General features: G+C 59.7%; 20 protein-coding genes and 2 pseudogenes. 8 read left to right on the top strand and 14 right to left on the bottom strand.

What is annotated here, in order from left to right; translation table 11 throughout:
- Nucleotides 1–116: 116 nt before the first annotated feature.
- The 5 genes from ACA068_RS01020 to ACA068_RS01040 all read right to left on the bottom strand — a co-directional run bounded on the left by ACA068_RS01020 (nucleotide 117) and on the right by ACA068_RS01040 (nucleotide 4836).
- Nucleotides 117–881: a hypothetical protein gene (locus ACA068_RS01020; RefSeq protein WP_497306937.1), complete on the bottom strand. Its 765-nt coding sequence runs from the start codon at nucleotides 879–881 to the stop codon at nucleotides 117–119.
- Nucleotides 882–1367: 486 nt separating this feature from the next.
- Complete coding sequence (tcyN, locus tag ACA068_RS01025) at nucleotides 1368–2123, bottom strand: L-cystine ABC transporter ATP-binding protein TcyN (protein WP_403104331.1); 756 nt, start codon at nucleotides 2121–2123, stop codon at nucleotides 1368–1370.
- A 4-nt stretch (nucleotides 2124–2127) separates the two neighbouring features.
- Nucleotides 2128–2793: a cystine ABC transporter permease gene (tcyL, locus tag ACA068_RS01030; protein WP_010464804.1), complete on the bottom strand. Its 666-nt coding sequence runs from the start codon at nucleotides 2791–2793 to the stop codon at nucleotides 2128–2130.
- A complete protein-coding gene (tcyJ, locus tag ACA068_RS01035) occupies nucleotides 2793–3593 on the bottom strand; it encodes a cystine ABC transporter substrate-binding protein (protein WP_497306939.1) in 801 nt (266 codons plus the stop codon). Before tcyJ ends, tcyL begins: the two co-directional genes overlap by 1 nt.
- A gap of 250 nt (nucleotides 3594–3843) precedes the next feature.
- Nucleotides 3844–4836, bottom strand: coding sequence for a D-cysteine desulfhydrase (locus ACA068_RS01040; protein ID WP_497306941.1), 993 nt, complete (start codon nucleotides 4834–4836; stop codon nucleotides 3844–3846).
- Nucleotides 4837–5026: 190 nt separating this feature from the next.
- On the opposite strand from ACA068_RS01040, the gene epsC reads away from it, so the two are divergent.
- Nucleotides 5027–5953, top strand: coding sequence for a serine O-acetyltransferase EpsC (epsC, locus tag ACA068_RS01045; protein WP_109627305.1), 927 nt, complete (start codon nucleotides 5027–5029; stop codon nucleotides 5951–5953).
- 537 nt (nucleotides 5954–6490) lie between these two features.
- Complete coding sequence (gene betT / locus ACA068_RS01050) at nucleotides 6491–8446, top strand: choline transporter BetT (protein WP_497310519.1); 1956 nt, start codon at nucleotides 6491–6493, stop codon at nucleotides 8444–8446.
- An 8-nt stretch (nucleotides 8447–8454) separates the two neighbouring features.
- Here the strand turns inward: betT and ACA068_RS01055 are convergent, their stop codons facing one another.
- On the bottom strand, nucleotides 8455–8715 hold the full coding sequence (locus tag ACA068_RS01055) for a hypothetical protein (RefSeq protein WP_497306942.1): 261 nt from the start codon (nucleotides 8713–8715) through the stop codon (nucleotides 8455–8457).
- Between the two features lie 178 nt (nucleotides 8716–8893).
- Nucleotides 8894–8971 (bottom strand): annotated as a pseudogene (locus ACA068_RS01060) (3-ketoacyl-ACP reductase); the annotation flags it as partial.
- Nucleotides 8972–8975: 4 nt separating this feature from the next.
- On the opposite strand from ACA068_RS01060, the pseudogene ACA068_RS01065 reads away from it, so the two are divergent.
- From ACA068_RS01065 to mgrA, 4 genes and pseudogenes are all read left to right on the top strand, one after another.
- Nucleotides 8976–9080, top strand: a pseudogene (locus tag ACA068_RS01065) (LysR family transcriptional regulator); the annotation flags it as partial.
- Between the two features lie 129 nt (nucleotides 9081–9209).
- Nucleotides 9210–9455, top strand: a complete 246-nt coding sequence (locus ACA068_RS01070) for a type II toxin-antitoxin system HicA family toxin (protein ID WP_497310520.1) — start codon at nucleotides 9210–9212, stop codon at nucleotides 9453–9455.
- Nucleotides 9452–9853 (top strand): type II toxin-antitoxin system HicB family antitoxin, encoded by a 402-nt coding sequence (locus ACA068_RS01075; RefSeq protein WP_497306944.1) that lies wholly within the window; start codon nucleotides 9452–9454, stop codon nucleotides 9851–9853. Before ACA068_RS01070 ends, ACA068_RS01075 begins: the two co-directional genes overlap by 4 nt.
- A 136-nt stretch (nucleotides 9854–9989) precedes the next feature.
- Complete coding sequence (mgrA, locus tag ACA068_RS01080) at nucleotides 9990–11027, top strand: L-glyceraldehyde 3-phosphate reductase (RefSeq protein ID WP_497306945.1); 1038 nt, start codon at nucleotides 9990–9992, stop codon at nucleotides 11025–11027.
- A gap of 153 nt (nucleotides 11028–11180) precedes the next feature.
- Here mgrA and tauD read toward each other — a convergent pair whose 3' ends face one another.
- From tauD to ACA068_RS01115, 7 genes are all read right to left on the bottom strand, one after another.
- A complete protein-coding gene (gene tauD / locus ACA068_RS01085) occupies nucleotides 11181–12023 on the bottom strand; it encodes a taurine dioxygenase (protein ID WP_497306947.1) in 843 nt (280 codons plus the stop codon).
- A 144-nt stretch (nucleotides 12024–12167) separates the two neighbouring features.
- Entirely contained in the window at nucleotides 12168–13001 is an 834-nt protein-coding gene (gene tauC / locus ACA068_RS01090) for a taurine ABC transporter permease TauC (RefSeq protein WP_497306949.1), read from the bottom strand.
- Nucleotides 12998–13792, bottom strand: a complete 795-nt coding sequence (gene tauB, locus ACA068_RS01095) for a taurine ABC transporter ATP-binding subunit (protein ID WP_497306951.1) — start codon at nucleotides 13790–13792, stop codon at nucleotides 12998–13000. Before tauB ends, tauC begins: the two co-directional genes overlap by 4 nt.
- 16 nt (nucleotides 13793–13808) lie before the next feature.
- Nucleotides 13809–14786, bottom strand: a complete 978-nt coding sequence (gene tauA / locus ACA068_RS01100) for a taurine ABC transporter substrate-binding protein (RefSeq protein WP_497306952.1) — start codon at nucleotides 14784–14786, stop codon at nucleotides 13809–13811.
- A gap of 242 nt (nucleotides 14787–15028) precedes the next feature.
- Nucleotides 15029–16612: a glutamate--cysteine ligase gene (gene gshA, locus ACA068_RS01105; protein WP_497306954.1), complete on the bottom strand. Its 1584-nt coding sequence runs from the start codon at nucleotides 16610–16612 to the stop codon at nucleotides 15029–15031.
- 292 nt (nucleotides 16613–16904) lie between these two features.
- Complete coding sequence (locus tag ACA068_RS01110) at nucleotides 16905–17288, bottom strand: PaaI family thioesterase (RefSeq protein ID WP_497306956.1); 384 nt, start codon at nucleotides 17286–17288, stop codon at nucleotides 16905–16907.
- Complete coding sequence (locus tag ACA068_RS01115) at nucleotides 17288–19612, bottom strand: Tex family protein (RefSeq protein ID WP_497306958.1); 2325 nt, start codon at nucleotides 19610–19612, stop codon at nucleotides 17288–17290. The genes ACA068_RS01110 and ACA068_RS01115 overlap by 1 nt, the downstream gene beginning before the upstream one ends.
- Before the next feature lie 360 nt (nucleotides 19613–19972).
- Here ACA068_RS01115 and ompR point away from each other — a divergent pair, with 360 nt between their 5' ends.
- Both ompR and ACA068_RS01125 read left to right on the top strand, forming a co-directional pair.
- Nucleotides 19973–20713, top strand: a complete 741-nt coding sequence (gene ompR / locus ACA068_RS01120; protein WP_010464774.1) for an osmolarity response regulator transcription factor OmpR — start codon at nucleotides 19973–19975, stop codon at nucleotides 20711–20713.
- Between the two features lie 101 nt (nucleotides 20714–20814).
- Complete coding sequence (locus ACA068_RS01125) at nucleotides 20815–22128, top strand: ATP-binding protein (RefSeq protein WP_461978476.1); 1314 nt, start codon at nucleotides 20815–20817, stop codon at nucleotides 22126–22128.
- The last annotated feature ends 51 nt before the right edge of the window (nucleotides 22129–22179 follow it).

Genomic DNA, 22179 nt, shown 5'->3' on the forward strand with positions numbered 1-22179 from the left:
GCTTTCCCCTGTAGGAGCGAGGCTTGCCCGCGAAGGCGGAGTGTCGGGCACCTTTGATGTTGACTGGCACACCGCCTTCGCGGGCAAGCCTCGCTCCTACAAAGACGGCGGTGTTTTCAGTTTTTGCGCGTTTCGGCGGCTTTCAATTCTTCTTTGAACGGCACTTTCAGATAGGGATTGTTGCAACCGATCTTGAGCCTGCGCGGCGGTGCCCAGCCGGAGTTGTTGCCCACCCGATCGAGGATGCAATAAGTCACCTCCAGCCGAAGGTCTTCGCCGGCTTCGAGAATGATCGCCGGCGGCACCCAGACCTGAACGGACTGGCCCACCTCATTGGCTTTGAGCTGCGGCAGGTCCATACGCACATCACCCCAGCGCAAGGTGATTTCATCGTCGACGGCCATGTTCAGGTAAGGCTCGATGGTCAACGGTACGCCGCGCTTTATCTGGTTCGGATTGACCCCCTGACGGCGAATGGTTTCGGGGATGCCCACCGGTGCCAAGTGCTCGTTTTCGTGACCGCACAGCGTGAGTGGCTGACCGCCCGGGCAATCGAGCTTGATCTGTACCTGGGTGGCGAGGGACAGCGCCGGCCCTTGTCCGACCTGCATGACGCGGTAGTGAATGCAGGAGGAGCCATTGGTAATGAAGCTTTGCGGCACACGCAGGCTGACGACTTCGCCGACATCATCGGCCGTGAGGACGCGGGAAGCGACGTAGCAGTTGTCCCAGAACAGTTCGATCAGGTCGCCTTCGTCCATGTCGGGGTAGGGCGCCACATCGATCAGCAGATGGGCCGCCGAAGTGACATTGATGCCGGTCTTGTGGGATTGCGCCAGGGTAGGGGCCGCAAGTCCGGTTTTATTCGAGGTGCTTGTCATGGGTTTCTCCTTGAAGCCTTGCAGCGAAGTCCGTTTCTGAAAAATCAAAAGGCGTGTATTACCGAGCAACAAAGTTGTTCACTATTTGCAAGTTTCAATAATGATTTTTAACGATGGCTGACGCCTGCTGGAGACTAGATAAGAGTGCGCTTGAATGGGTGTCAATAGAGGTGGCTAGTTAAGTAGTGCATTCAGTGTTATTCAGAAAAATCCTACGCATTGAAGTTAATAAGCCGCACCACTCTGTCGAATTTTGCCGCGTATTTGTCGATTTTCAGGCGTGGGTGGCGGCAATCGTGTGCTCGGCGAGGGCACTGGATTTGGTGAATGTTAGGCGAGTTAAATCTGTTGCAGAACATATATATGTACCGCGTGCAGTTTTAAAAATTGATCTACTATTTGAGTGAGCGAGAAGAGAGTGTCGGGAGAAGCGGGGGGGGAAGTTGTCACTTCCATCCATGGAAGTTAACAAGTGGTGAAGCGATATTAATGGTTGGCGTTATTCAGAAACTTGCTGAGGAACTGCTTCGTCCGTTCTTCTTTCGGGTTGGCAAACAGCGCCTTGGCTTCGCCTTGCTCGACGATCACACCCTTGTCGAAAAACACCACACGGTTGGCCACGTCCCGAGCAAAGCCCATTTCGTGGGTGACGATCACCATGGTGCGCTTTTCTTCGGCCAGGCTGCGGATGGTCGCCAGCACTTCACCCACCAGCTCCGGATCAAGCGCTGAGGTGGGTTCATCGAACAGGATCACTTCCGGCTCCATTGCCAGCGCACGGGCAATCGCCACGCGCTGTTGCTGACCACCGGAAAGGCGTCGCGGGTAAGCGTCTTCCTTGCCCGCCAGGCCAACCCTGGCCAACAGCTTTTTACCCAGGGCAACGGCGTCGGCGTGCGGGATCTTCTTCACGATGATCGGGCCTTCGATGACGTTTTCCAGGGCGGTGCGATGGGGGAACAAGTTGAAGTTCTGGAACACGAAGCCGACGTGCTGACGCAAGCGCCGCACCAGGCTCTGCTGCTGGTTCAACGGGCGGCTGCCATCGATCTCGATGTCACCGACCTTGATCCGGCCGCTGGTAGGTTCTTCCAGAAAATTCAGGCATCGCAGGAAGGTGGTTTTACCCGAGCCGCTAGGCCCGATGATCGCGACGACCTCACCTTCCTTCACTTGCAGATCGATGCCGTTGAGCACCACTTGACCCTTGAACTGCTTTGTCAGTTTTTCCACGACAATCATTGGGTCAGGACTCCTGGTCGTGCCGATTGACCCGCTCTTCCAACTTGTTCTGCAGGTGCGACAGCACCGTGGCCAGAATCCAGTAGATCAGCGCGGCGGCAAGGTACATGGTGAACACTTCGAAGGTGCGTGCCGTGATCAGCTGCGCCTGGCGGAACAGCTCCGGCACCTGGATGGTGGCGGCCAGCGCGGTGTCCTTGACCAGCGAAATGAAGCTGTTGCCCAGCGGCGGCAATGCAGTGCGCATTGCTTGCGGGATGATGGCCCGGCGCAGGGTCTGCGCACGGGTCATGCCGATGCTGGCGGCAGCTTCCCACTGACCGCGTTCGATGGAGCTGATCGCGGAACGCAGGATTTCACAGGCGTAAGCGGCCATGTTCAGTGAGAAGCCGATCAGGGCAGCCGGCAGCGGATCGAGTTCCATGCCCAATTGCGGCAAGCCGTAATAGATCACGAACAGTTGCACCAGCAACGGCGTGCCACGAAAAAACGACACGTAGATGCGGGCGATCCAGCTCACCAGCTTGAAGCGCGACAGGCGCATCAGTGCCAGGCCGAAGCCCAGCATGAGGCCGAAAAACATCCCGCCCAGGCTCAAGATGACCGTGTAGTAGGCCCCCTTGAGCAGGAAAGGCAGGGAGTCCAGTGCAAGTTGGAAAGCTTCTTCCATTATTGAGTGACGTCAGCGCTGAAGTATTTTTCCGAAAGCTTTTTCAGCGTACCGTCGGCACGCAGCTTGTCGATGGCTTTGTTCACCGCAGCCAGCAACTCAGGCTCGCCTTTGCGCAGGGCAATACCGGCTTCCTGGCGGGAGAACGCTTCGCCGGCGGCGGTGGTGTCCTTGGCTTTCTTGGCGTATTCCAGCGCGGCGAGACGGTCGATCAGAATGGCGTCAATGCGGCCGACGCGCAGGTCCTGGAACTTGGTCGGATCATCGTCATAGGTCTTGATGATGGCTTTTGGCTGATTGTCTTTGAGCCACTGCTCGTAGTTGGTGCCCAGGCCTACGCCAACTTTCTTGTCGGCCAGATCGGCGGCAGTCTTGATGTTCAGCTCCGCAGCCTTTTTGGTCAGCACCAGCGCCTGAATCCCGGAAACGGTGTACGGCTCGGAGAAGTCATACTTCTTCTTGCGCTCTTCGGAGATGGTCACCTGGTTGATCACCGCGTCCAGACGCTTGGATTCCAGCGCCGCGAGGATGCCGTCCCATTTGGTCGGTTGCAGCTTGACCTTCACGCCCAGCTCTTTGGCCAGGGCTTCGGAGAACTCGACTTCGAAACCGGCCAGTTTGCCGTCGGCGTCGACGAAACTGAATGGTGGGTAAGTGCCTTCCAGACCAACGTTGATCACGCCAGCGTCTTTGATTTTTTGCAGTTGCTCACCGGCAACCGCTTGCCCCAGCAGGCCGGCGCTCAGCGCCAGGCCCAGCGAACCGACCAGCAGATTTCGACGTAGTGCGGAAAAATTCATGACAAGCCCCTGTGTTTTCTTATGAAGACGCTTTTAGGAATGTTGGCAAATTCGGGATTTGAACGACTGCAATATCCTGCCCTAATGCAGCGTATGCGTCTCGCTGCAAATTCGCCTGCGGCGTGACTATATGATGGCGCTTTTAGATAGGAAAATAATAAATATTACGTTTGTTATTCTTCTATCGAATATGCGATTCACACGATCCCCTGTGATGAGGGGGCAAGCCCCCTCGCCACAGGTCTATCGTCTACAGGAAGTCTTTGTAGGCAAACAACGCCGGTGCACCACCGGTATGAAGGAAGATGATCGGACCGTCGTTAAAGCGCTGACGACCGATGCCGTCAAGCAACCCGGCCATGGCCTTGCCGGTGTACACCGGGTCCAGCAGCAACCCTTCCTGACTCGCCATCAGTTTCACCGCCGCCAGCGTCCCGGCATTCGGCTCGCCATAACGCGGACCGAAATATTCGTCCCACAATTCGATCTTGAAACTCGCCGGCAGGCTCACGCCCAGCAACTCGGCAGTGCGCTCGGCCAGGCCCTGGACTTTCGGGCGCTGATCTTCATCGCTGCGGGAAACCGTGACACCAATCACTGGCAAATCCGGCAGTGCTTCACTTAACGCCAGTGCCAGACCACTGTGGGTCCCGGCACTGCCCGAGGCCAGCACCACGGCGGCAAATTGCAGGCCGGTGTCCTTGATCTGCTCGGCCAGTTCCAGCCCGGCGCGCACATAACCCAAAGCGCCCAGCGCATTGGAGCCACCAATCGGTACCAGATACGGCTTCTTGCCGTTATTGCGTAAACGGTCGGCCAGGGCTTGCAGTTGCTCGTCGGCGTTGTCGAGGTTTTCCACCTGTTCGACTTTGGCATCGAACAGGTCGAGCAGCAGCCGATTGCCGTTGCCGAGGTAGTTGGCGTCGTCGGTGCCCAACGGGTTTTCCAGCAGTGCGACGCAGCCCAGGCCAAGCTTGGCTGCAATGGCGGCGGTCTGGCGCACGTGGTTGGACTGCAGCGCGCCAGCGGTGATCAGCATGTCGGCGCCTTGTGCCAGGGCATCGGCCGCGAGGTATTCGAGTTTGCGCAGCTTGTTGCCGCCCATGGCCAGCGGTGTCAGGTCATCGCGTTTGACGTACACATCACGGCCGAGCCAGGTCGACAGCCGTTCGAGTTTTTCAAGCGCGGTAGGGTGGCCGAGGAGGTCGAGGCGGTTAAAGCGGGCAAGCTGTTGTTTGATCATGGGTCCGTACTGGCCAAGGGAGATGTCAGGACTATAGGCACGCCTATATGCATGGGCAACCGCCAATCGCTTATATCCATAAGTGCTGAACACAGCACAATTGGTTCTTAATTCGGCTTCCAGACCTTGCCGTAAAGTAATCGCCGTCAGTGCGGCCAGACAGTCCGGCCACCCGTGAGGAGTTTTTACCGTGAGCGAGCGTTCCAGCCATTGGCAATTGCAGACCATCGTCAGTCAACTGCGTACGGCGCGTGACCAATGGCGCGCACAAAACGGCCGCGCCAGCGGCGAGCAGGGCGGTCGCGAGTTGCCTTCCCGTGCCGCCATGGCGGAGATACTTGAAGCGCTATGCGGTGCCCTGTTTCCGATGCGTCTGGGACCGGTGGATTTGCGTGAGGAGAGTGAAGACTTCTACGTCGGCCACACCCTGGACGTCGCGTTGAATGCATTGTTGGCGCAGGCGCGACTCGAACTGCGTTACGCCGCTCGCCACAGCGCCGCGGCCGACACCGAGGTCGAGGCCAAGACCATTGCGATCATTCAGGATTTCGCCCTCGCGTTGCCGGGGCTGCGCAGCTTGCTGGACACCGATGTACTGGCGGCCTATCACGGCGACCCGGCGGCCCGTAGCGTCGATGAAGTGTTGCTGTGCTATCCGGGCATTCTGGCGGTGATTCACCATCGTCTGGCACACCATTTGTACCGCGCGGGGTTGCCGCTGCTGGCGCGGATCAGCGCAGAAATCGCCCACTCGGCTACCGGTATCGACATCCACCCTGGCGCGCAGATCGGCCGCAGCTTCTTCATTGATCACGGGACGGGTGTGGTCATCGGCGAGACGGCGATCATTGGTGAGCGCGTGCGGATTTATCAGGCCGTGACGCTGGGCGCCAAGCGCTTCCCGTCGGATGAGGACGGCCAGTTGCAGAAGGGTCATCCACGGCATCCAATCGTTGAGGATGATGTGGTGATCTATGCCGGCGCGACGATTTTGGGGCGGATCACCATTGGCAAGGGCTCGACCATTGGCGGCAACGTCTGGCTGACCCGTAGCGTGCCGCCGGGGTGCAACCTGACGCAGGCGAATTTGCAGCATGATGATGGGACGCAGAAGTAAGGCCTGGAATTTTCGCTGACTGAACCGGCCTCATCGCGAGCAGGCTCGCTCCCACAGGTATTGTGTCGAACGACAATTTTATGAACGACACAAAACTTGTGGGAGCGAGCCTGCTCGCGATTGGATTTCAAGGCGAACGCAAATACTGGCATTTAACTAATTTCCCGCTGAACGAATCCTCCCGATCCCCCGTCATACCCATCCTTGAGCTAGCGTAAAGGCACAAGATTTTGTGGCGAGGGAGCTTGCTCCCGCTCGGGTGCGAAGCAGCCGTAATTTTGCAAAAAACCGGGTGCCGCTGCGCGGCACAACGGGAGCAAGCTCCCTCGCCACAGGGTACCGCCGAGCCTTGCGATTAGTCCTTAGCACCCTATTCATGTTTAACTTGAACGTTCATTCAAGTTAAACCGCCGGTTTGCTGCCCGTTCACAACAGGAGGCTTGCCTTGCCGAGTCCGTTACTGATTGCCCTGTTTCATCCCCTTGAGGTGCACCTGTCATGAGTGCATCGTCCGTCCCTCCAAGCGGCCAGGTCCGCATGAATCCGCCGGTGTTTTACTTCGCGGCGACCTTCATTCTGCTGTTCGGCATTGTCGTCATCGCCATGCCTGAACAGGCCGGTGCCTGGCTGCTGGAAGCGCAAAACTGGGCGGCCAATACGGTCGGCTGGTATTACATGCTCGCGATGACGCTGTATCTGGTCTTCGTGGTGGTCACCGCCTTGTCTGGCTACGGCAAGATCAAGCTCGGTGCCGACCACGACGAGCCCGAGTTCAGTTATCTATCGTGGGCCGGCATGCTGTTCGCCGCCGGGATCAGCATCACGCTGTTCTTCTTCTGTGTGTCCGAACCGCTGACCCACTTGGCGCAACCGCCGCAAGGCGAGGCCGGCACGGCGGATGCGGCGCGTCAGGCGATGCAGATTCTGTTCTTGCATTGGGGCCTGCACGGCTGGGGCGTGTTCGCCTTTGTCGGCATGGCGCTGGCCTACTTTGCCTACCGTCACAACCTGCCGCTGGCCCTGCGTTCGGCGCTTTATCCGCTGATCGGCAAGCGCATCAACGGCCCGATCGGTTACGCCGTGGATGGCTTCGGCATCATCGCCACGGTGTTCGGTCTTGGCGCCGACATGGGCTTCGGTGTGTTGCACCTCAACTCGGGTCTGGACTACCTGTTCGGCATCGCTCACACCCAGTGGATCCAGGTCGGCCTGATCACGTTGATGATGGGCGCGGCGATTATCGTTGCGGTGTCCGGCGTCGACAAAGGCGTGCGCGTGATGTCCGATATCAACATGCTGCTGGCCTGTGCACTGTTGCTGTTCGTGCTGTTCGCCGGCCCAACTCAGCACTTGCTCAACACCCTGATCCAGAACATCGGCGACTACCTCGGCGCGTTGCCGATGAAGAGTTTCGACCTCTACGCCTACGACAAACCCAGCGACTGGCTGGGCGGCTGGACGGTGTTCTATTGGGCCTGGTGGATCGCGTGGTCGCCGTTCGTGGGCCTGTTCATCGCACGGATTTCCCGTGGCCGGACCATCCGCGAATTCGTCTTCGGCGTGCTGCTGATTCCGCTCGGCTTCACCCTCGCGTGGATGTCGATTTTCGGCAACAGCGCCATCGACCAAGTCCTGAACCACGGTATGAGCGCCCTCGGCATGTCGGCCATCGATAACCCGTCGATGACCCTTTACCTGCTGCTGGAAACCTACCCGTGGAGCAAGACCGTTATTGCGGTGACGGTGTTCATCAGCTTCGTGTTCTTCGTCACCTCGGCCGACTCCGGCACCGTGGTGCTGTCGACGCTCTCCGCCAAGGGCGGCAACCCGGATGAAGACGGGCCGAAATGGCTGCGGGTGTTCTGGGGCGCGATGACCGCGCTGGTGACCAGTGCGCTGCTGTTCTCCGGCAGCATCGATGCGCTGAAGTCCGCGGTGGTGCTGACTTCGTTGCCGTTCTCGATGATCTTGCTGCTGATGATGTGGGGGCTGCACAAAGCGTTTTATCTGGAGTCGCAGAAGCAGATCGCGCAGTTGCATTCCCTGGCGCCGGTTTCAGGTTCGCGGCGGGGTGGCTGGCGTCAGCGCTTGACCCAGGCCGTGCATTTCCCGTCTCGCGATGAGGTCTATCGCTTCCTCGACACGACGGTGCGCCCGGCGATCGAAGAAGTGAGCGCCGTGTTCATCGAGAAAGGGTTGAACGTGGTCACTCAGCCGGACCCGGCCAACGACAACGTCAGCCTGGAAATCGGTCACGGCGAGGAGCATCCGTTTATCTATCAGGTGCAGATGCGTGGCTACTTCACGCCGTCGTTTGCTCGTGGCGGCATGGGTTCCAAGGAACTCAACAACCGTCGTTATTACCGGGCTGAAGTGCATCTTGCAGAGGGCAGTCAGGACTACGATCTGGTGGGTTACACCAAGGAGCAGATCATCAACGACATCCTCGACCAGTACGAACGGCATATGCAGTTTTTGCATTTGGTGCGTTGATCGAGCACTCACGTCTCGGTGGTCAACACCATGAACAGCACCAGCGCCGCCACCGGGACACCGAACACGGCGCTGCCGACGACCAGTTCCGTGCTCAACGGCTGGCCGGCATGGACCATGCCGACCGCGCCGTTGATCAGCGTCAGTGCCAGCCACAGCACCACAAAACTGTAGGCCAGGGTCTGGCGGCTGAAGCCGATTTTCTCGCCGATGAACAGCATCAGTGCCAGCAGGATCAGGCCGAAGGTGATGATGATCGTGGTGTGCATGATGCGTGTTCTCCCTTCAGATGTGTGCTGCCCTCAAGACCGACTTCGCGGGCAAGCCTCGCTCCTACAGATTGCGCGCAACCCCTGTAGGAGCGAGGCTTGCCCGCGAAGGCGTCTGGCCTGCCTGCAAACCAGCTTAAACCAATCCAGCATTAGCCCGCAGAATCTGTCCATTGACTCAGGCCGAATCCGGCCCAACCAAAAAAGACACTACGCGAGCAATATCCTCCGGCTGACCGAGACGCTCAAGCGGAGGCCACCCCCCCATGCCGGTGTCGGTGCTGTACCCCCACAACCGACACATGTCGCCACGGGTGCGGGTGTTTGTGGATTGGTTGGGGGAAGTGTTCGCCGGGGCTCGGTAGCCGTTGGTCCGGGGGCGAAATAGCGTTGGGCCAGAACGGCTAATATTTGTCAGAGTGTGTATGGTGTGTATTAAAAAATCGTACGTCGCGTAACTTTCGCATAAGGAGCTGCCCACAAGGACGAAAGTGATCCGAAGTCGAGAAATGATCAGGATGATCGAGGAGGACGGTTGGTATCTGGTCGCCGTGAAAGGCAGCCACCATCAGTACAAGCATCCGTGCAAGGCTGGAAGGGTAACGGTCAAACACCCTGGCTCGGATCTTCCAAAAGGAACGATCAACAGCCTATTGAAACAGGCGGGTCTGAAAGGAGGCCCGAGATCGGAAACGAGAGCCTCGAAGGGGCCATATCACAGGAAGGGCTCACCGAAATGAAATTCCCGGTCGTTCTGCACAAGGATGCCGACTCAGACTACGGAGTGATTATCCCGGACGTACCGGGTTGCTTCTCCGCGGGCGCTACTGTGGCGCAGGCATTTGAAAACGTGAAGGAAGCGTTGTCGCTGCACTACGAAGGCCTGGTCGCTGACGGCGATCCACTTCCGCAGATACACGAAATCGATGCTCATCTCGATAACCCTGATTACGCGGGTGGTGTGTGGGGTGTGGTCGAATTTGATATCACGCCTTACTTCGGTAAGTCAGTGCGCTTCAATGCCACTCTGCCTGAGCAGTTGCTTGAGCGTATCGACCAGACTGTCCGGCGGGATCAGCGATATAGCTCAAGGTCTGGCTTTTTGGCGGCCGCCGCGCTACGTGAGTTGTCGGCTTAAACGTTGAAGGATTAAAAATCTGTGAAACGTTTCAGCATTTTCTCGAGTCCGAGGTTTATCGGCGTTTGTCTGGGCGTATGCTGGGCAACTTGCGAAACAGTCGATACCAACTTCAAGACAGACAAGAGAGGATTCGATGACTTACACCGCTGCCGAAAACCGCTACGACTCTATCCCTTACCGCCGTGTAGGCCGCAGCGGTCTGGTGCTGCCGGCGCTGTCCCTGGGCCTGTGGCACAACTTCGGCGACAGCACGCCGATCGACACTCAGCGCTCGCTGTTGCGCACCGCCTTCGACCTGGGCATCAACCACTTCGACCTGGCCAACAACTATGGCCCGCCGTATGGCAGTGCCGAGATCAACTTCGGTCGTTTGCTGCGTGAAGACTTCAAGCAGTACCGCGACGAGCTGATCATCTCGAGCAAGGCCGGTTGGGACATGTGGCCCGGTCCTTATGGCCAGGGCGGCGGTTCGCGCAAATATGTGCTGGCCAGCCTTGATCAGAGCCTGCAACGCCTGGGCCTGGACTACGTGGACATCTTCTATTCCCACCGCTTCGACCCGGATACACCGCTGGAAGAAACCGCCAGTGCGCTGGCCACCGCCGTGCAGCAGGGCAAGGCGCTGTACATCGGTATCTCGTCGTATTCCGGGGTGAAAACCCGTGAGATGGCGGCGCTGTTGAAAGAGTGGAAAGTGCCGTTGCTGATTCACCAACCGGCTTACAACCTGCTCAATCGCTGGGTTGAAAAGGATCTGCTGGACGTCACCGACGAACTCGGCACCGGCGTGATTGCTTTCACGCCGTTGGCGCAGGGCTTGTTGACCGACAAATACCTCAATGGCATTCCGAAGGATGCGCGGGTCAATCGTCCGGGCGGTGGTTCATTGCAGTCTGCGCACTTGTCCGAGGCCAACATCGCCCATGTGCGCGGACTCAACGAAATCGCCAAGCGTCGCGGTCAGAGCCTGGCGCAACTGGCGTTGGCGTGGGCGTTGCGCGATCCGCGCGTGACCTCGGCGCTCATCGGTGCGAGCCGGCCGGAGCAGATTATCGAGAACGTCGGGGCGTTGAAGAATTTGAGCTTTAGCGCGGAAGAACTGGCGGAGATTGACCGGTTTGCTCAGGAAGGCGGGATCAATCTTTGGGAGAAGCCTTCGACGGCTGAGTAAGTGTTCGGCGCCGGGTCTACCGGCGCCTGTCAGATTGCCTTCGCGAGCAAGCCCGCTCCCACATTCGACCGCGTCCTCAAATAAGAACGCGGTCGAATGTGGGAGCGGGCTTGCTCGCGAAGGGGCCAGACCAGTCAATGAAGAAATCAGGGTTCACTTAAAAAACGGCACATCCCCCAACACCGTAGCCCGCTGCATCACCCGCCGCGCCGGTCGGTAATCGTCCACGGCGTAATGCTGTGTCACGCGGTTATCCCAGAACGCCACGTCATCCTTCTGCCAACGCCAGCGAATCGTAAATTCCGGCCGCGTTGCGTGAGCAAACAGAAACTTCAAAATCGCTTCGCTCTCGGTGTCCGACAGCTCATTGATCTTCGACGTGAAGCCTTCATTGACGAACAACGACCGGCGCCCGCTCACCGGGTGTGTGCGGATCACCGGGTGCGACAGCGGTGGATTTTTGCGGCGTGCTTCTTCCCACTGGGCCAGGGCTTCAGGCGTGTTGCCATAACGTTCCTGCGGAAACGAGCGGGTGAAATCGTGAGTTGCCGTCAGGCCTTCTAGCAAGCTTTTCATCGGCGCGGACAGCGCTTCATACGCCGCGATGCCACTGGCCCACAGCGTGTCGCCACCAAATTCCGGCAGCAGCTTGGCGCTCAGCACCGCGCCCATGGCCGGGGTCGGCAGGAAGGTCACGTCGGTGTGCCAGATCGCGTTGTCGCGCACGTCGGTGACGGCAGTGTCGAGGATCAGCACTTCGGGCTGTTCCGGCACATTCGGGTAAATCGGATGGATGTGCAGATCGCCAAAATTCGCAGCGAATCGCGCCTGCTGTTGCGGCGTGATCGGCTGGTCGCGGAAGAACAGCACTTGATGCTTGAGCAACGCCTGCTCGACGGCGTCGCGCTGTTCAAGGTTCAGTGGCTGGCTGACGTCGATGCCGCTGATTTGGGCGCCGAGGGCCGAGCTGAGGGGGACGATGGTCAGGTTACTCATGGTGATTCTCTTCAATCCGGAGCGCTGAGCTTTTGTAGGAGTGAGCCTGCTCGCGATAGCTGTCTGTCAGGCAACATCGCAGTGACTGACTCAACGCATTCGCGAGCAGGCTCACTCCCACAGGGTTTGTCACATGATGATTTTTCAGTGGGCCTGGCCGTGCCACGGCACCAGTTTGCGTTGCAGGGCGCGCAGGCCCATTTCCATGGCGAAGGCGATCAGGGCAATCACCAGAATCCCCAGCACCACCACATCGGTGACCAGGAATTGCGCGGCCGACTGCACCATAAAACCCAAGCCGCTGGTGGCAGCGATTAATTCGGCGGCGACCAGCGTCGACCAACCCACGCCCAACCCGATGCGCACACCGGTCAAAATGTCTGGCAAGGCACTCGGCAGAATCACATGGCGAATCAACTGCGCCCGGGTTGCGCCCAGCGACTGAGCGGCCCGCAACTTGGCCGGGTCAACCGTGCGCACGCCAGTGGCGGTGGCGATGGCGATCGGGGCGAAGATCGCCAGGTAAATCAGCAAGACTTTCGACAGTTCACCGATGCCGCACCAGATCACGATCAGCGGCAGATAAGCCAGTGGCGGAATCGGGCGGTAAAACTCGATCAACGGATCGAGAATGCCGCGCGCGATGCGGTTGTGGCCGATGGCGATGCCGACGGGCACGGCGGTCAGCACCGCGAAACCCAGGCCCAGACCAATTCGACTCAGGCTGGCGCCCAAGTGCTGCCACAACGTTGAATCCATGTAGCCGCTGGTCACCAGCAACCAACCTTTTTGCAGCACGGCGGACGGTGGCGGCAGGAACAGCGGTTCGATCATCCCTGTGGCGGTGACGGCCCACCAAATGACAACAAGCGCCACCAGCGTCAGCACGCTGATCCACCGAGTGCTGAGCTTGCGACGAACCGGGATGACCGTCGAACCTGGCTTCACCGCAACGGCGGGAATCTGATAACTGCTCATGCGCGCTCCTGCCGCTGGGCGGTGCTGCGTTGGGAGAACACTTTGGCGAGCACGTGTTCGCGGGTTTCGATGAAGCGCGGGTCGGACTTGATCGCTCGCGCCGACTCACCGGCAGCGTAACGCTGACCGAAATCCAGGCTCAGGCGCTCGACGATTTGCCCCGGGTTTGGCGCCAGCAGAATCAAATCCGTGGCGAGGAACACCGCTTCTTCGATGTCGTGGGTAATCAGGAATACCGGTTTGGCGGTGCGCTGCCAGACTTGCAGCAGCAGCTCCTGCATCTGTTCACGGGTGAAGGCGTCGAGGGCGCCGAAGGGTTCGTCCATCAGCAAAACGCGCGGATCAGCAGCAAGGGCGCGGGCCAGGCCGACGCGCTGTTTCTGGCCGCCCGAGAGCTGCCAGATGCGGCGATTTTCGAAACCGGAAAGGTCCACCAGTGCGAGCATTTCCCGAGCACGGATTTCGCGTTTGTCCCGGGCAACGCCGGCCAGCTCCAGGCCGAAACCGACGTTGGCCAACACGTCCTGCCAAGGCAGCAGGGCGTCGTCCTGAAACACCACGCCGCGTTCGGCGCTCGGGCCTTTGACCGGCACGCCGTCAAGGGTGATGCGCCCGGCGCTGGGCTCGACGAAACCGGCAATCAGGTTCAACAGCGAAGTCTTGCCACTGCCGGAAGGGCCGAGGGCAACCAGCAACTGCTGGGGGCCCAGGCTCAGGGAAATATCCGCCAGTACCGGTTCCGGGCTGCCGGGGTACTGTGCGCTGATGCGCTCCAGCTGTAGCAAAGCCATTGCGGTTAACTCCCGATCAGTTGGTGATGTACTTGGCGCTGACGTAAGGGGCGTAGTCCGGCAGCACAGCCTCGACCTTGCCTTGTTCCTTGAGGAACGCGGCGGTGTCGGTAATGGCCTTGGTGGTCGGTGCGCCGAGGGTGATCACTTGGTCAGCCGCCAGCGGGAAGACGTTGCCTTGCAGCAGCAACGGAATGTCGCTGGCCTTGGCACCGGAGAGTTTCACCAGTTTGTCGACGTTGCTTTGATTGGCCAGCCAGGCTTTCGGGTCTTTGCGGTAATCGGCGTAGGCGTCCAGGGTCACTTTGGCGAACGCGGTGACGATTTCCGGGTGCTTCTCGGCGAAGTCCTTACGCACGATCCAGGCATCGAAGGTCGGCGCGCCGAACTTGGCCAGTTCGCCGGAGGTAATCAGCACTTTGCCGTTTTCCTTGGCCACACCGAGGGCTGGGTCCCACACGTAAGTGGCGTCGATATCACCGCGTTTCCACGCCGCGATGATGGCGGGCGGAGCGAGGTTGAGCACGGTGACTTTCGACGGATCGATGTTCCAGTGTTTCAGCGCGGCCAGCAGGCTGTAGTGGCCGGTGGAAACGAACGGCACGGCGATTTTTTTGCCGATCAGGTCCTGCGGGGTCTTGATCCCGGAACCGTCGCGGGCGACCAGGGCTTCGGCGGCACCGATCTGTGTGGCGATGAGGAAGGTTTCTACCGGGACTTTGCGGGTGATCGCCGCCGTCAGGGGGCTGGAACCGAGGTAGCCGATCTGCACGTCACCGGAGGTGATGGCGGCGATGATGTCGGCGCCGTTGTCGAATTTGCGCCAGTCGATTTTGGCATTAGTGGCTTTTTCGTAGGCGCCCTCGGCCTGGGCGACTTTCGCCGGGTCAACGGTGGTCTGGTAGGCGACGGTGACGTCTGCCGCCTGGGCAAAGAAGCTCGCCGCAGCCAGAGACGCGGCCGCCAGGAGGCGAAGAGGGAAATTCAGTTTCATTGAGAAGCTCCTTGTCAGGCGACCGAGAGTCGGCGTGAAAAGGAGACTAAATGATCTAAGAATCCGAATATAAATAACTTTTTCGAATGAGCTTATGAGCGGAAAATTCTAAGGGAGACCGCGGTGCGGCCTTCGCGGGCAAGCCTCGCTCCTACAGTTGTGTCGGTCACCCATTTGTGACTCGACCCCGAACCTGTAGGAGCGAGGCTTGCCCGCGAAAAGGTCCGAAGGACCTTCAGAGGTTAGTTACTGATCGACAGAATGCTCGCCTGATACGACCCGACAAACACATCGAAATCGCCGACTTCGTTCTGTTCCAGCTCCACCTGCTCAGCCAGCGAGGAACGCGCGCGGTCTTCAAACTTCGCCTGATCTTCGCCGTTCAAAGGTTCGCTGCGGAAAAACTCGGCATGCACCTGGCTCTGACGCAGGGAGAACTGAGCGAAGCTCTCCTTGTGCTCGGCCATCGCCGCCAGCACCTGGGCCGATGGCGTCAGGGACGGGTCCTTGACCTTGGCCAGCTGCGCGTCCAATGCCTTGCTGTGGGCGTCGCCGCCATGGCTTTGATCAAGCATCGCCGCGAGTGGCGCTATTTTCTCCAGCAATTGACCGGCCCATTCCTTCAGGTCGACCGGTTGACCGTCGCGTTGCAGTTGCAGGCCCGGACGACGACCTTCCTTGACCACGCTGAGGAAGTTCGAGGTCGCGTTGCCACACGAGGTGTTAGTCAGCAGCGGACTGTCGTTCAGCGCGCAATACAGCAGGAACGCGTCGAGGAACCGCGACTCGATGAGGTCGATGCCCATCGGCAGGAACGGATTGATGTCCAGGCAGCGCACTTCGACGTACTGGATGCCGCGGGCCACTAGCGCCTGGATCGGCCGCTCGCCGGTATAGGTCACGCGTTTCGGGCGGATGTTGGAGTAGTACTCGTTTTCGATCTGCAGGATGTTGGTGTTGAGCTGAACCCACTCACCGTCCTGATGCGTGCCGATTTCGACATACGGCGCATACGGCGTGGCGACCGCTTTGCGCAGGCTGTCGGTGTAGCTGGCCAGATCGTTGTAGCACGGCGTCAGGCCGGCCTGGGCGTTGCTCTGGTAACCCAGGTCACTCATGCGCAGGCTGGTGGCGTATGGCAGGTACAAGGTGTCCGGGTCCAGTTGTTCCAACTGGTGCGAACGACCGCGCAGGAAACCGGCGTCCAGCGCAGGGGAGGCGCCGAACAGGTACATCAGCAGCCAGCTGTAGCGGCGGAAGTTGCGGATCAGCGCGATGTAGGCCGACGACTGATAGTCGCGGTCGGTGCCGACAAAGCCTTCAGCTTCTTTAAGCAGCGGCCAGAGCTTTTCCGGCAGGGAAAAGTTGTAGTGGATCCCGGCGATGCACTGCATGGTTTTGCCGTAACGCAGGGCGAGGCCCTTGCGGTAGACGTACTTGAGCTGACCGATGTTGGAGGTGCCGTAATAGGCGATCGGGATGTCTTCCTCGGCCGGCAACGGGCACGGCATCGATGGACTCCACAGAAACTCGTTGCCGAGCTTGCTGTAGGCAAAACGGTGGATCTTGTCCAGGCTCGCCAGCGTATCGGCCGGGTCTGGCAGGGCCGGGGTAATGAACTCCAGCAACGACTCGGAATAGTCGGTGGTGATTTGTTCATTGGTCAGCGCGGAACCCAATTCTTCCGGGTGCGGCGTTTGCGCCAGGCGACCTTCGCCGGTCACGCGCAGGCATTCACGTTCGATGCCGTGAAGGCACTGTTCGAGCAGAGAGAGGTTAGCGCGCTCGCCGAGCAGAGCCAGGCGGCGGTTGAGAAGTTCGCTCAAGTTGGATTCCTTCACGCGTCAGTCGCCCCAATATGGGGGTGGGCAAGACGGTCTACAAGGGTGAAGTTGAAACTGGCGTTTTCGCCTGGTTTTTGAGCAGCACAGACCTCATGCCAGTCGGTCAAGGATCAGTCGCCACGGACCCTGTGGGAGCGGGCTTGCTCGCGAAGAGGGCATGTCAGTCAACATTTAAGTCGCCTGACCCATCGCTTTCGCGAGCAAGCCCGCTCCCACAGAAAATCCCGGCGCCGCTTTCATAGCGCCGAAATTAACTCAAATCGAGGGTGGGTAGCTACAGGACAGCGAACGTGCCTTGTGCTTTTGCGACGAGTTTGTCGCCTTGCATCACGTCGGCTTCGACCACCAGCGTGCGGCGGCCCGGGTGAATCACCCGCGCCGTGCACATCACTTCACCGTCTGAAACAGCGCGAATGTAGTTGATCTTGCACTCGATGGTCGCGCTCTGCTGGTCAAAGCCGTGGGTGCTGGAACAGGCCAGCCCCATGGCAATGTCCACCAGACTGAACAAGGCCCCGCCGTGCAGCTTGCCGCCGCGATTGCGCAGCGCTGGCGCAAGCCCCAGGGCGACTTGCGCCACCCCGGTTTCCAGGCTGTGCAAGCGACATCCCAGCAGCTTGAAAAAAGCGCTTTCGGTCAGCCCGGCGGGGATCTCCATCAGCGTTTCTTCAACTGCTTGGCGTTGGCGAACAACGAAGCCATGGCGTTATTGGCCGGGGCCGCTGCCGTGGTTTCTTTGCGTGGTGCGGTGTTCTGGGACTGGCGTGGCGCCGACCCCGGACGTGCACCACGAGCGCCGTCGATTTTCTCGCCCGGGGTGTCGCTCATGCGCATCGACAGACCCACGCGTTTTCGCGGGATATCGACTTCCATGACCTTCACTTTCACCACGTCACCGGCCTTCACTGCTTCGCGCGGATCCTTGATGAACTTCTCCGAAAGCGCAGAGATATGCACCAAACCGTCCTGATGCACGCCGATGTCGACGAACGCGCCAAAGTTGGTCACGTTGGTCACCACGCCTTCGAGGATCATCCCCAGCTGCAAGTCCTTGAGGTCTTCGACGCCTTCCTGGAACTCGGCAGTCTTGAACTCGGGACGCGGGTCACGACCCGGTTTTTCCAGCTCTTGCAGAATGTCGGTGACCGTTGGCAGACCGAAGGTTTCGTCGGTGTACTTCTTCGGGTCGAGACGCTTGAGAAAGCTCGCGTCGCCGATCAACGAGCGAATGTCGCGGTCGGTTTCAGCGGCAATGCGCTGCACCAGCGGATAGGCTTCCGGGTGAACCGCCGACGAATCCAGCGGGTTGTCGCCGTTCATCACGCGCAGAAAACCGGCCGCCTGTTCGAAGGTTTTCTCGCCCAGACGAGCGACTTTCTTCAGCGCTGCACGGGTTTTGAACGCGCCGTGCTCGTCGCGGTGGCTGACGATGTTCTGTGCCAGGGTCGCGTTGAGGCCGGAGATGCGTGCCAGCAGCGCCACGGAGGCGGTGTTGACGTCGACGCCCACGGCGTTCACGCAGTCTTCGACCACGGCATCCAGGCCACGCGCCAGTTTCAACTGTGACACATCGTGCTGGTACTGGCCGACGCCGATGGATTTCGGATCGATCTTCACCAGTTCTGCCAGCGGATCCTGCAGGCGACGGGCAATCGACACGGCGCCACGGATCGACACGTCGAGGTCCGGGAATTCCTTGGAAGCCAGTTCCGACGCCGAGTAAACCGATGCGCCGGCCTCGGAGACCATGACTTTGGTCATCTTCATGGCTGGGTATTTTTTGATCAGCTCAGCGGCGAGCTTGTCGGTTTCACGGCTGGCGGTGCCGTTGCCGATGGCGATCAGGTCCACTGCATGCTTGGCGCACAGGGCCGCCAGAATCGCGATGGTCTGGTCCCACTTGTTGTGCGGGACGTGCGGGTAAACCGTGGCGTGATCCAGCAGTTTGCCGGTGGAATCGACCACGGCCACCTTGCAACCGGTGCGCAGACCGGGGTCGAGGCCCAGGGTGGCACGCGGGCCGGCCGGGGCCGATAGCAGCAAGTCGTGCAGGTTGTGAGCGAACACGTTGATCGCTTCGGTTTCCGCGCCGTCGCGCAGTTCACCCAACAGGTCGGTTTCGAGGTGGGTGTAGAGCTTGACCTTCCAGGTCCAGCGCACCACTTCGCCCAGCCATTTGTCGGCGGCGCGGTTCTGGTTCTGGATGCCGAATTGCTGGCCGATCATGCCTTCGCACGGATGCATGGCGCCCGGCAGTTCTTCGCCGACCTTCAGTGCGGAGCTGAGAATACCTTCGTTGCGGCCGCGGAAAATCGCCAGCGCGCGGTGCGACGGCATGCTTTTCAGCGGTTCGTCGTGTTCGAAGTAATCGCGGAACTTGGCGCCTTCCTCTTCCTTGCCGGCAATCACGCGGGCACTGAGGGTCGCTTCCTGCTTGAGGTAGCTGCGCAGCTTGTCCAGCAGGCCGGCGTCTTCGGCGAAGCGTTCCATCAGGATGTATTTGGCGCCTTCAAGGGCCGCCTTCACATCGGCCACGCCTTTTTCGGCGTTTACGAAGCGTGCAGCTTCGGCGTCTGGCGTCAGGGTCGGGTCGTTGAACAGGCCGTCGGCCAGCTCGCCGAGGCCGGCTTCCAGGGCGATCTGGCCCTTGGTGCGGCGCTTCTGCTTGTACGGCAAGTACAAGTCTTCGAGGCGGGTCTTGGTGTCGGCGAGTTTGATGTCGCGTTCGAGTTGCGGGGTCAGCTTGCCCTGCTCTTCGATGCTGGCAAGGATGCTGATACGCCGTTCGTCGAGTTCTCGCAGGTAGCGCAGACGCTCTTCCAGATGACGCAACTGGATGTCATCGAGGCTGCCGGTCACTTCTTTCCGGTAGCGGGCGATGAAGGGAACGGTAGAGCCTTCATCGAGTAGCGCGACGGCCGCTTCGACCTGTTGTGGGCGTACACCGAGTTCCTCGGCGATGCGGCTGTTGATGCTGTCCATAAAACCACCTGACAAATTGTGAAAGCAGGCTCGCAGGCGCAGGGATAAAGGCTCGGCGAGTCTGGTTGAGCGGCCTGGCGTGCGCCGCTACCTGGATCAACAGGTATCCCGTTGACCCGTGAAATCGAACAATTACTGCCTGTGCCATGAAAATAAAAAACGGCCACCTACAGTAATGATCAGACGTTGCCTGACACAAAAGGCCGCGCATTATAACCAGCGTTCTATCATTCAGGGGCATCGCAGGCGGTAGCGCGAAGGCCGGATTTCTGGCGGTGAAGGAAAAATCTGCTAACAATGCACACGGTGCGTATAACGGCAGCTACGCCATAATGCGCGCCGAGATCAAAGGAGCATCTAATGAGCAGCACTGCAAACAATGCTGAAGGCGAAAAAATTCTTATTGTTGATGACGATCCAGGGCTGAGCAGCCTGCTGGAACGTTTTTTCGTCAGCAAGGGCTACCGCGCCCGCGCCGTGCCGAACACCGAACAAATGGATCGCCTGCTGGCGCGTGAAGTGTTCAACCTGGTCGTCCTCGACCTGATGCTGCCCGGCGAAGACGGACTCACCGCCTGCCGCCGGCTGCGCACGGCGAACAATCAGATCCCGATCATCATGCTGACCGCCAAGGGCGATGAGCTGAGCCGTATCAAGGGCCTGGAACTGGGCGCCGACGATTACCTGGCCAAGCCCTTCAACCCGGATGAGCTGATGGCCCGTGTCAAAGCGGTCCTGCGCCGTCAGTCGACACCTGTGCCGGGTGCACCGGGCAGCGAAGACGAAAGCGTGACCTTCGGTGACTACGAGCTGTCCCTGGCCACCCGCGAACTCAAGCGCGGTGACGAAGTGCACATGCTGACCACCGGTGAATTCGCGGTGCTCAAGGCCTTGGTCATGAACGCGCGTCAGCCACTGACTCGCGACAAGCTGATGAACCTGGCCCGTGGCCGCGAATGGGATGCCCTGGAGCGTTCCATCGACGTGCAGATTTCCCGTCTGCGCCGGATGATCGAGCCTGATCCGTCCAAACCGCGTTACATCCAGACGGTCTGGGGCGTGGGCTACGTGTTCGTTCCGGATGGCGCCGCCACCAAGTGATCGGCGATTTGTAGGAGCGGGTCTTGCGGACAATTGTCCGCAGACTCGCGATCCGCAATATGCGAGCATCGCTCGCTCCTGCAAGTGTGTAGCGGTTATTCATGAAAACCCCCGTTTGGTTCCCCCAGAGTTTTTTCTCCCGCACCCTGTGGCTGGTGCTGATCGTCGTCCTGTTTTCCAAGGCACTGACCCTGGTTTATCTGTTGATGAACGAAGACGTGCTGGTGGATCGCCAATACAGCCACGGCGTCGCCCTGACGCTGCGCGCCTATTGGGCTGCCGATGAAAAAAACCGAGAGAAGATCGCTGATGCCGCCACCCTGATCCGGGTCGTGGGTGCGGGTGTGCCGGAAGGCGAGCAACACTGGCCCTACAGCGAGATCTATCAGCGGCAGATGCAGGCGGAGCTGGGTGCCGACACCGAAGTGCGATTACGTATGCACTCACCGCCGGCCCTGTGGGTTCGGGCACCTAGCCTGGGCGATGGCTGGCTGAAAGTGCCGCTGTATCCGCATCCGTTGCGCGGCCAGAAAATCTGGAACGTGCTCGGCTGGTTCCTTGCTATCGGCTTGCTGTCCACCGCCTCGGCGTGGATCTTCGTCAGCCAGCTCAATCAACCGTTGAAACGTCTGGTCTATGCCGCACGGCAACTCGGCCAGGGTCGTAGCGTGCGCCTGCCGATCAGTGACACACCGAGTGAGATGACCGAGGTTTATCGCGCCTTCAACCAAATGGCGGAAGACGTTGAGCAAGCCGGTCGCGAGCGTGAGCTGATGCTGGCCGGGGTATCACACGACTTGCGTACACCACTGACCCGTTTGCGCTTGTCCCTGGAATTGATGGGCGACCACAACGACCTCACCGACGCGATGGTGCGCGACATCGAAGACATGGACGCGATTCTTGACCAGTTCCTGGCGTTTATCCGCGATGGTCGTGACGAGTCTGTCGAAGAAGTGGACCTGAGCGACCTGGTTCGTGAAGTCGCTGCGCCCTACAACCAGAACGAAGAAAAAGTGCGGTTGCGCCTGGAGCCGATCCAGCCGTTTCCGCTGCGTCGGGTGTCGATGAAGCGATTGCTGAACAATTTGATCGGCAACGCCTTGCACCATGCTGGCAGCGGGGTTGAGGTGGCGGCTTATGTCTCCGGCGATACCAGCGCCCCGTATGTGGTGCTGAGCGTCATGGACCGTGGGGCAGGGATTGATCCGTCGGAGCTGGAGGCGATCTTCAACCCGTTCACTCGGGGTGATCGTGCTCGGGGCGGAAAGGGGACAGGACTTGGGCTGGCCATCGTGAAGCGGATTGCTTCGATGCATGGCGGTAATGTCGAGTTGCGCAATCGGTCGGGTGGCGGGCTGGAAGCGCGGGTGCGGTTGCCGCTTGGGTTGATGCTGCCTCGGGATGCGGTTTAACAGCTGGCATTTTTGCTGAGACTGATGGCCTCTTCGCGAGCAGGCTCGCTC

The organism is Pseudomonas sp. LBUM1660 (assembly GCF_059695935.1).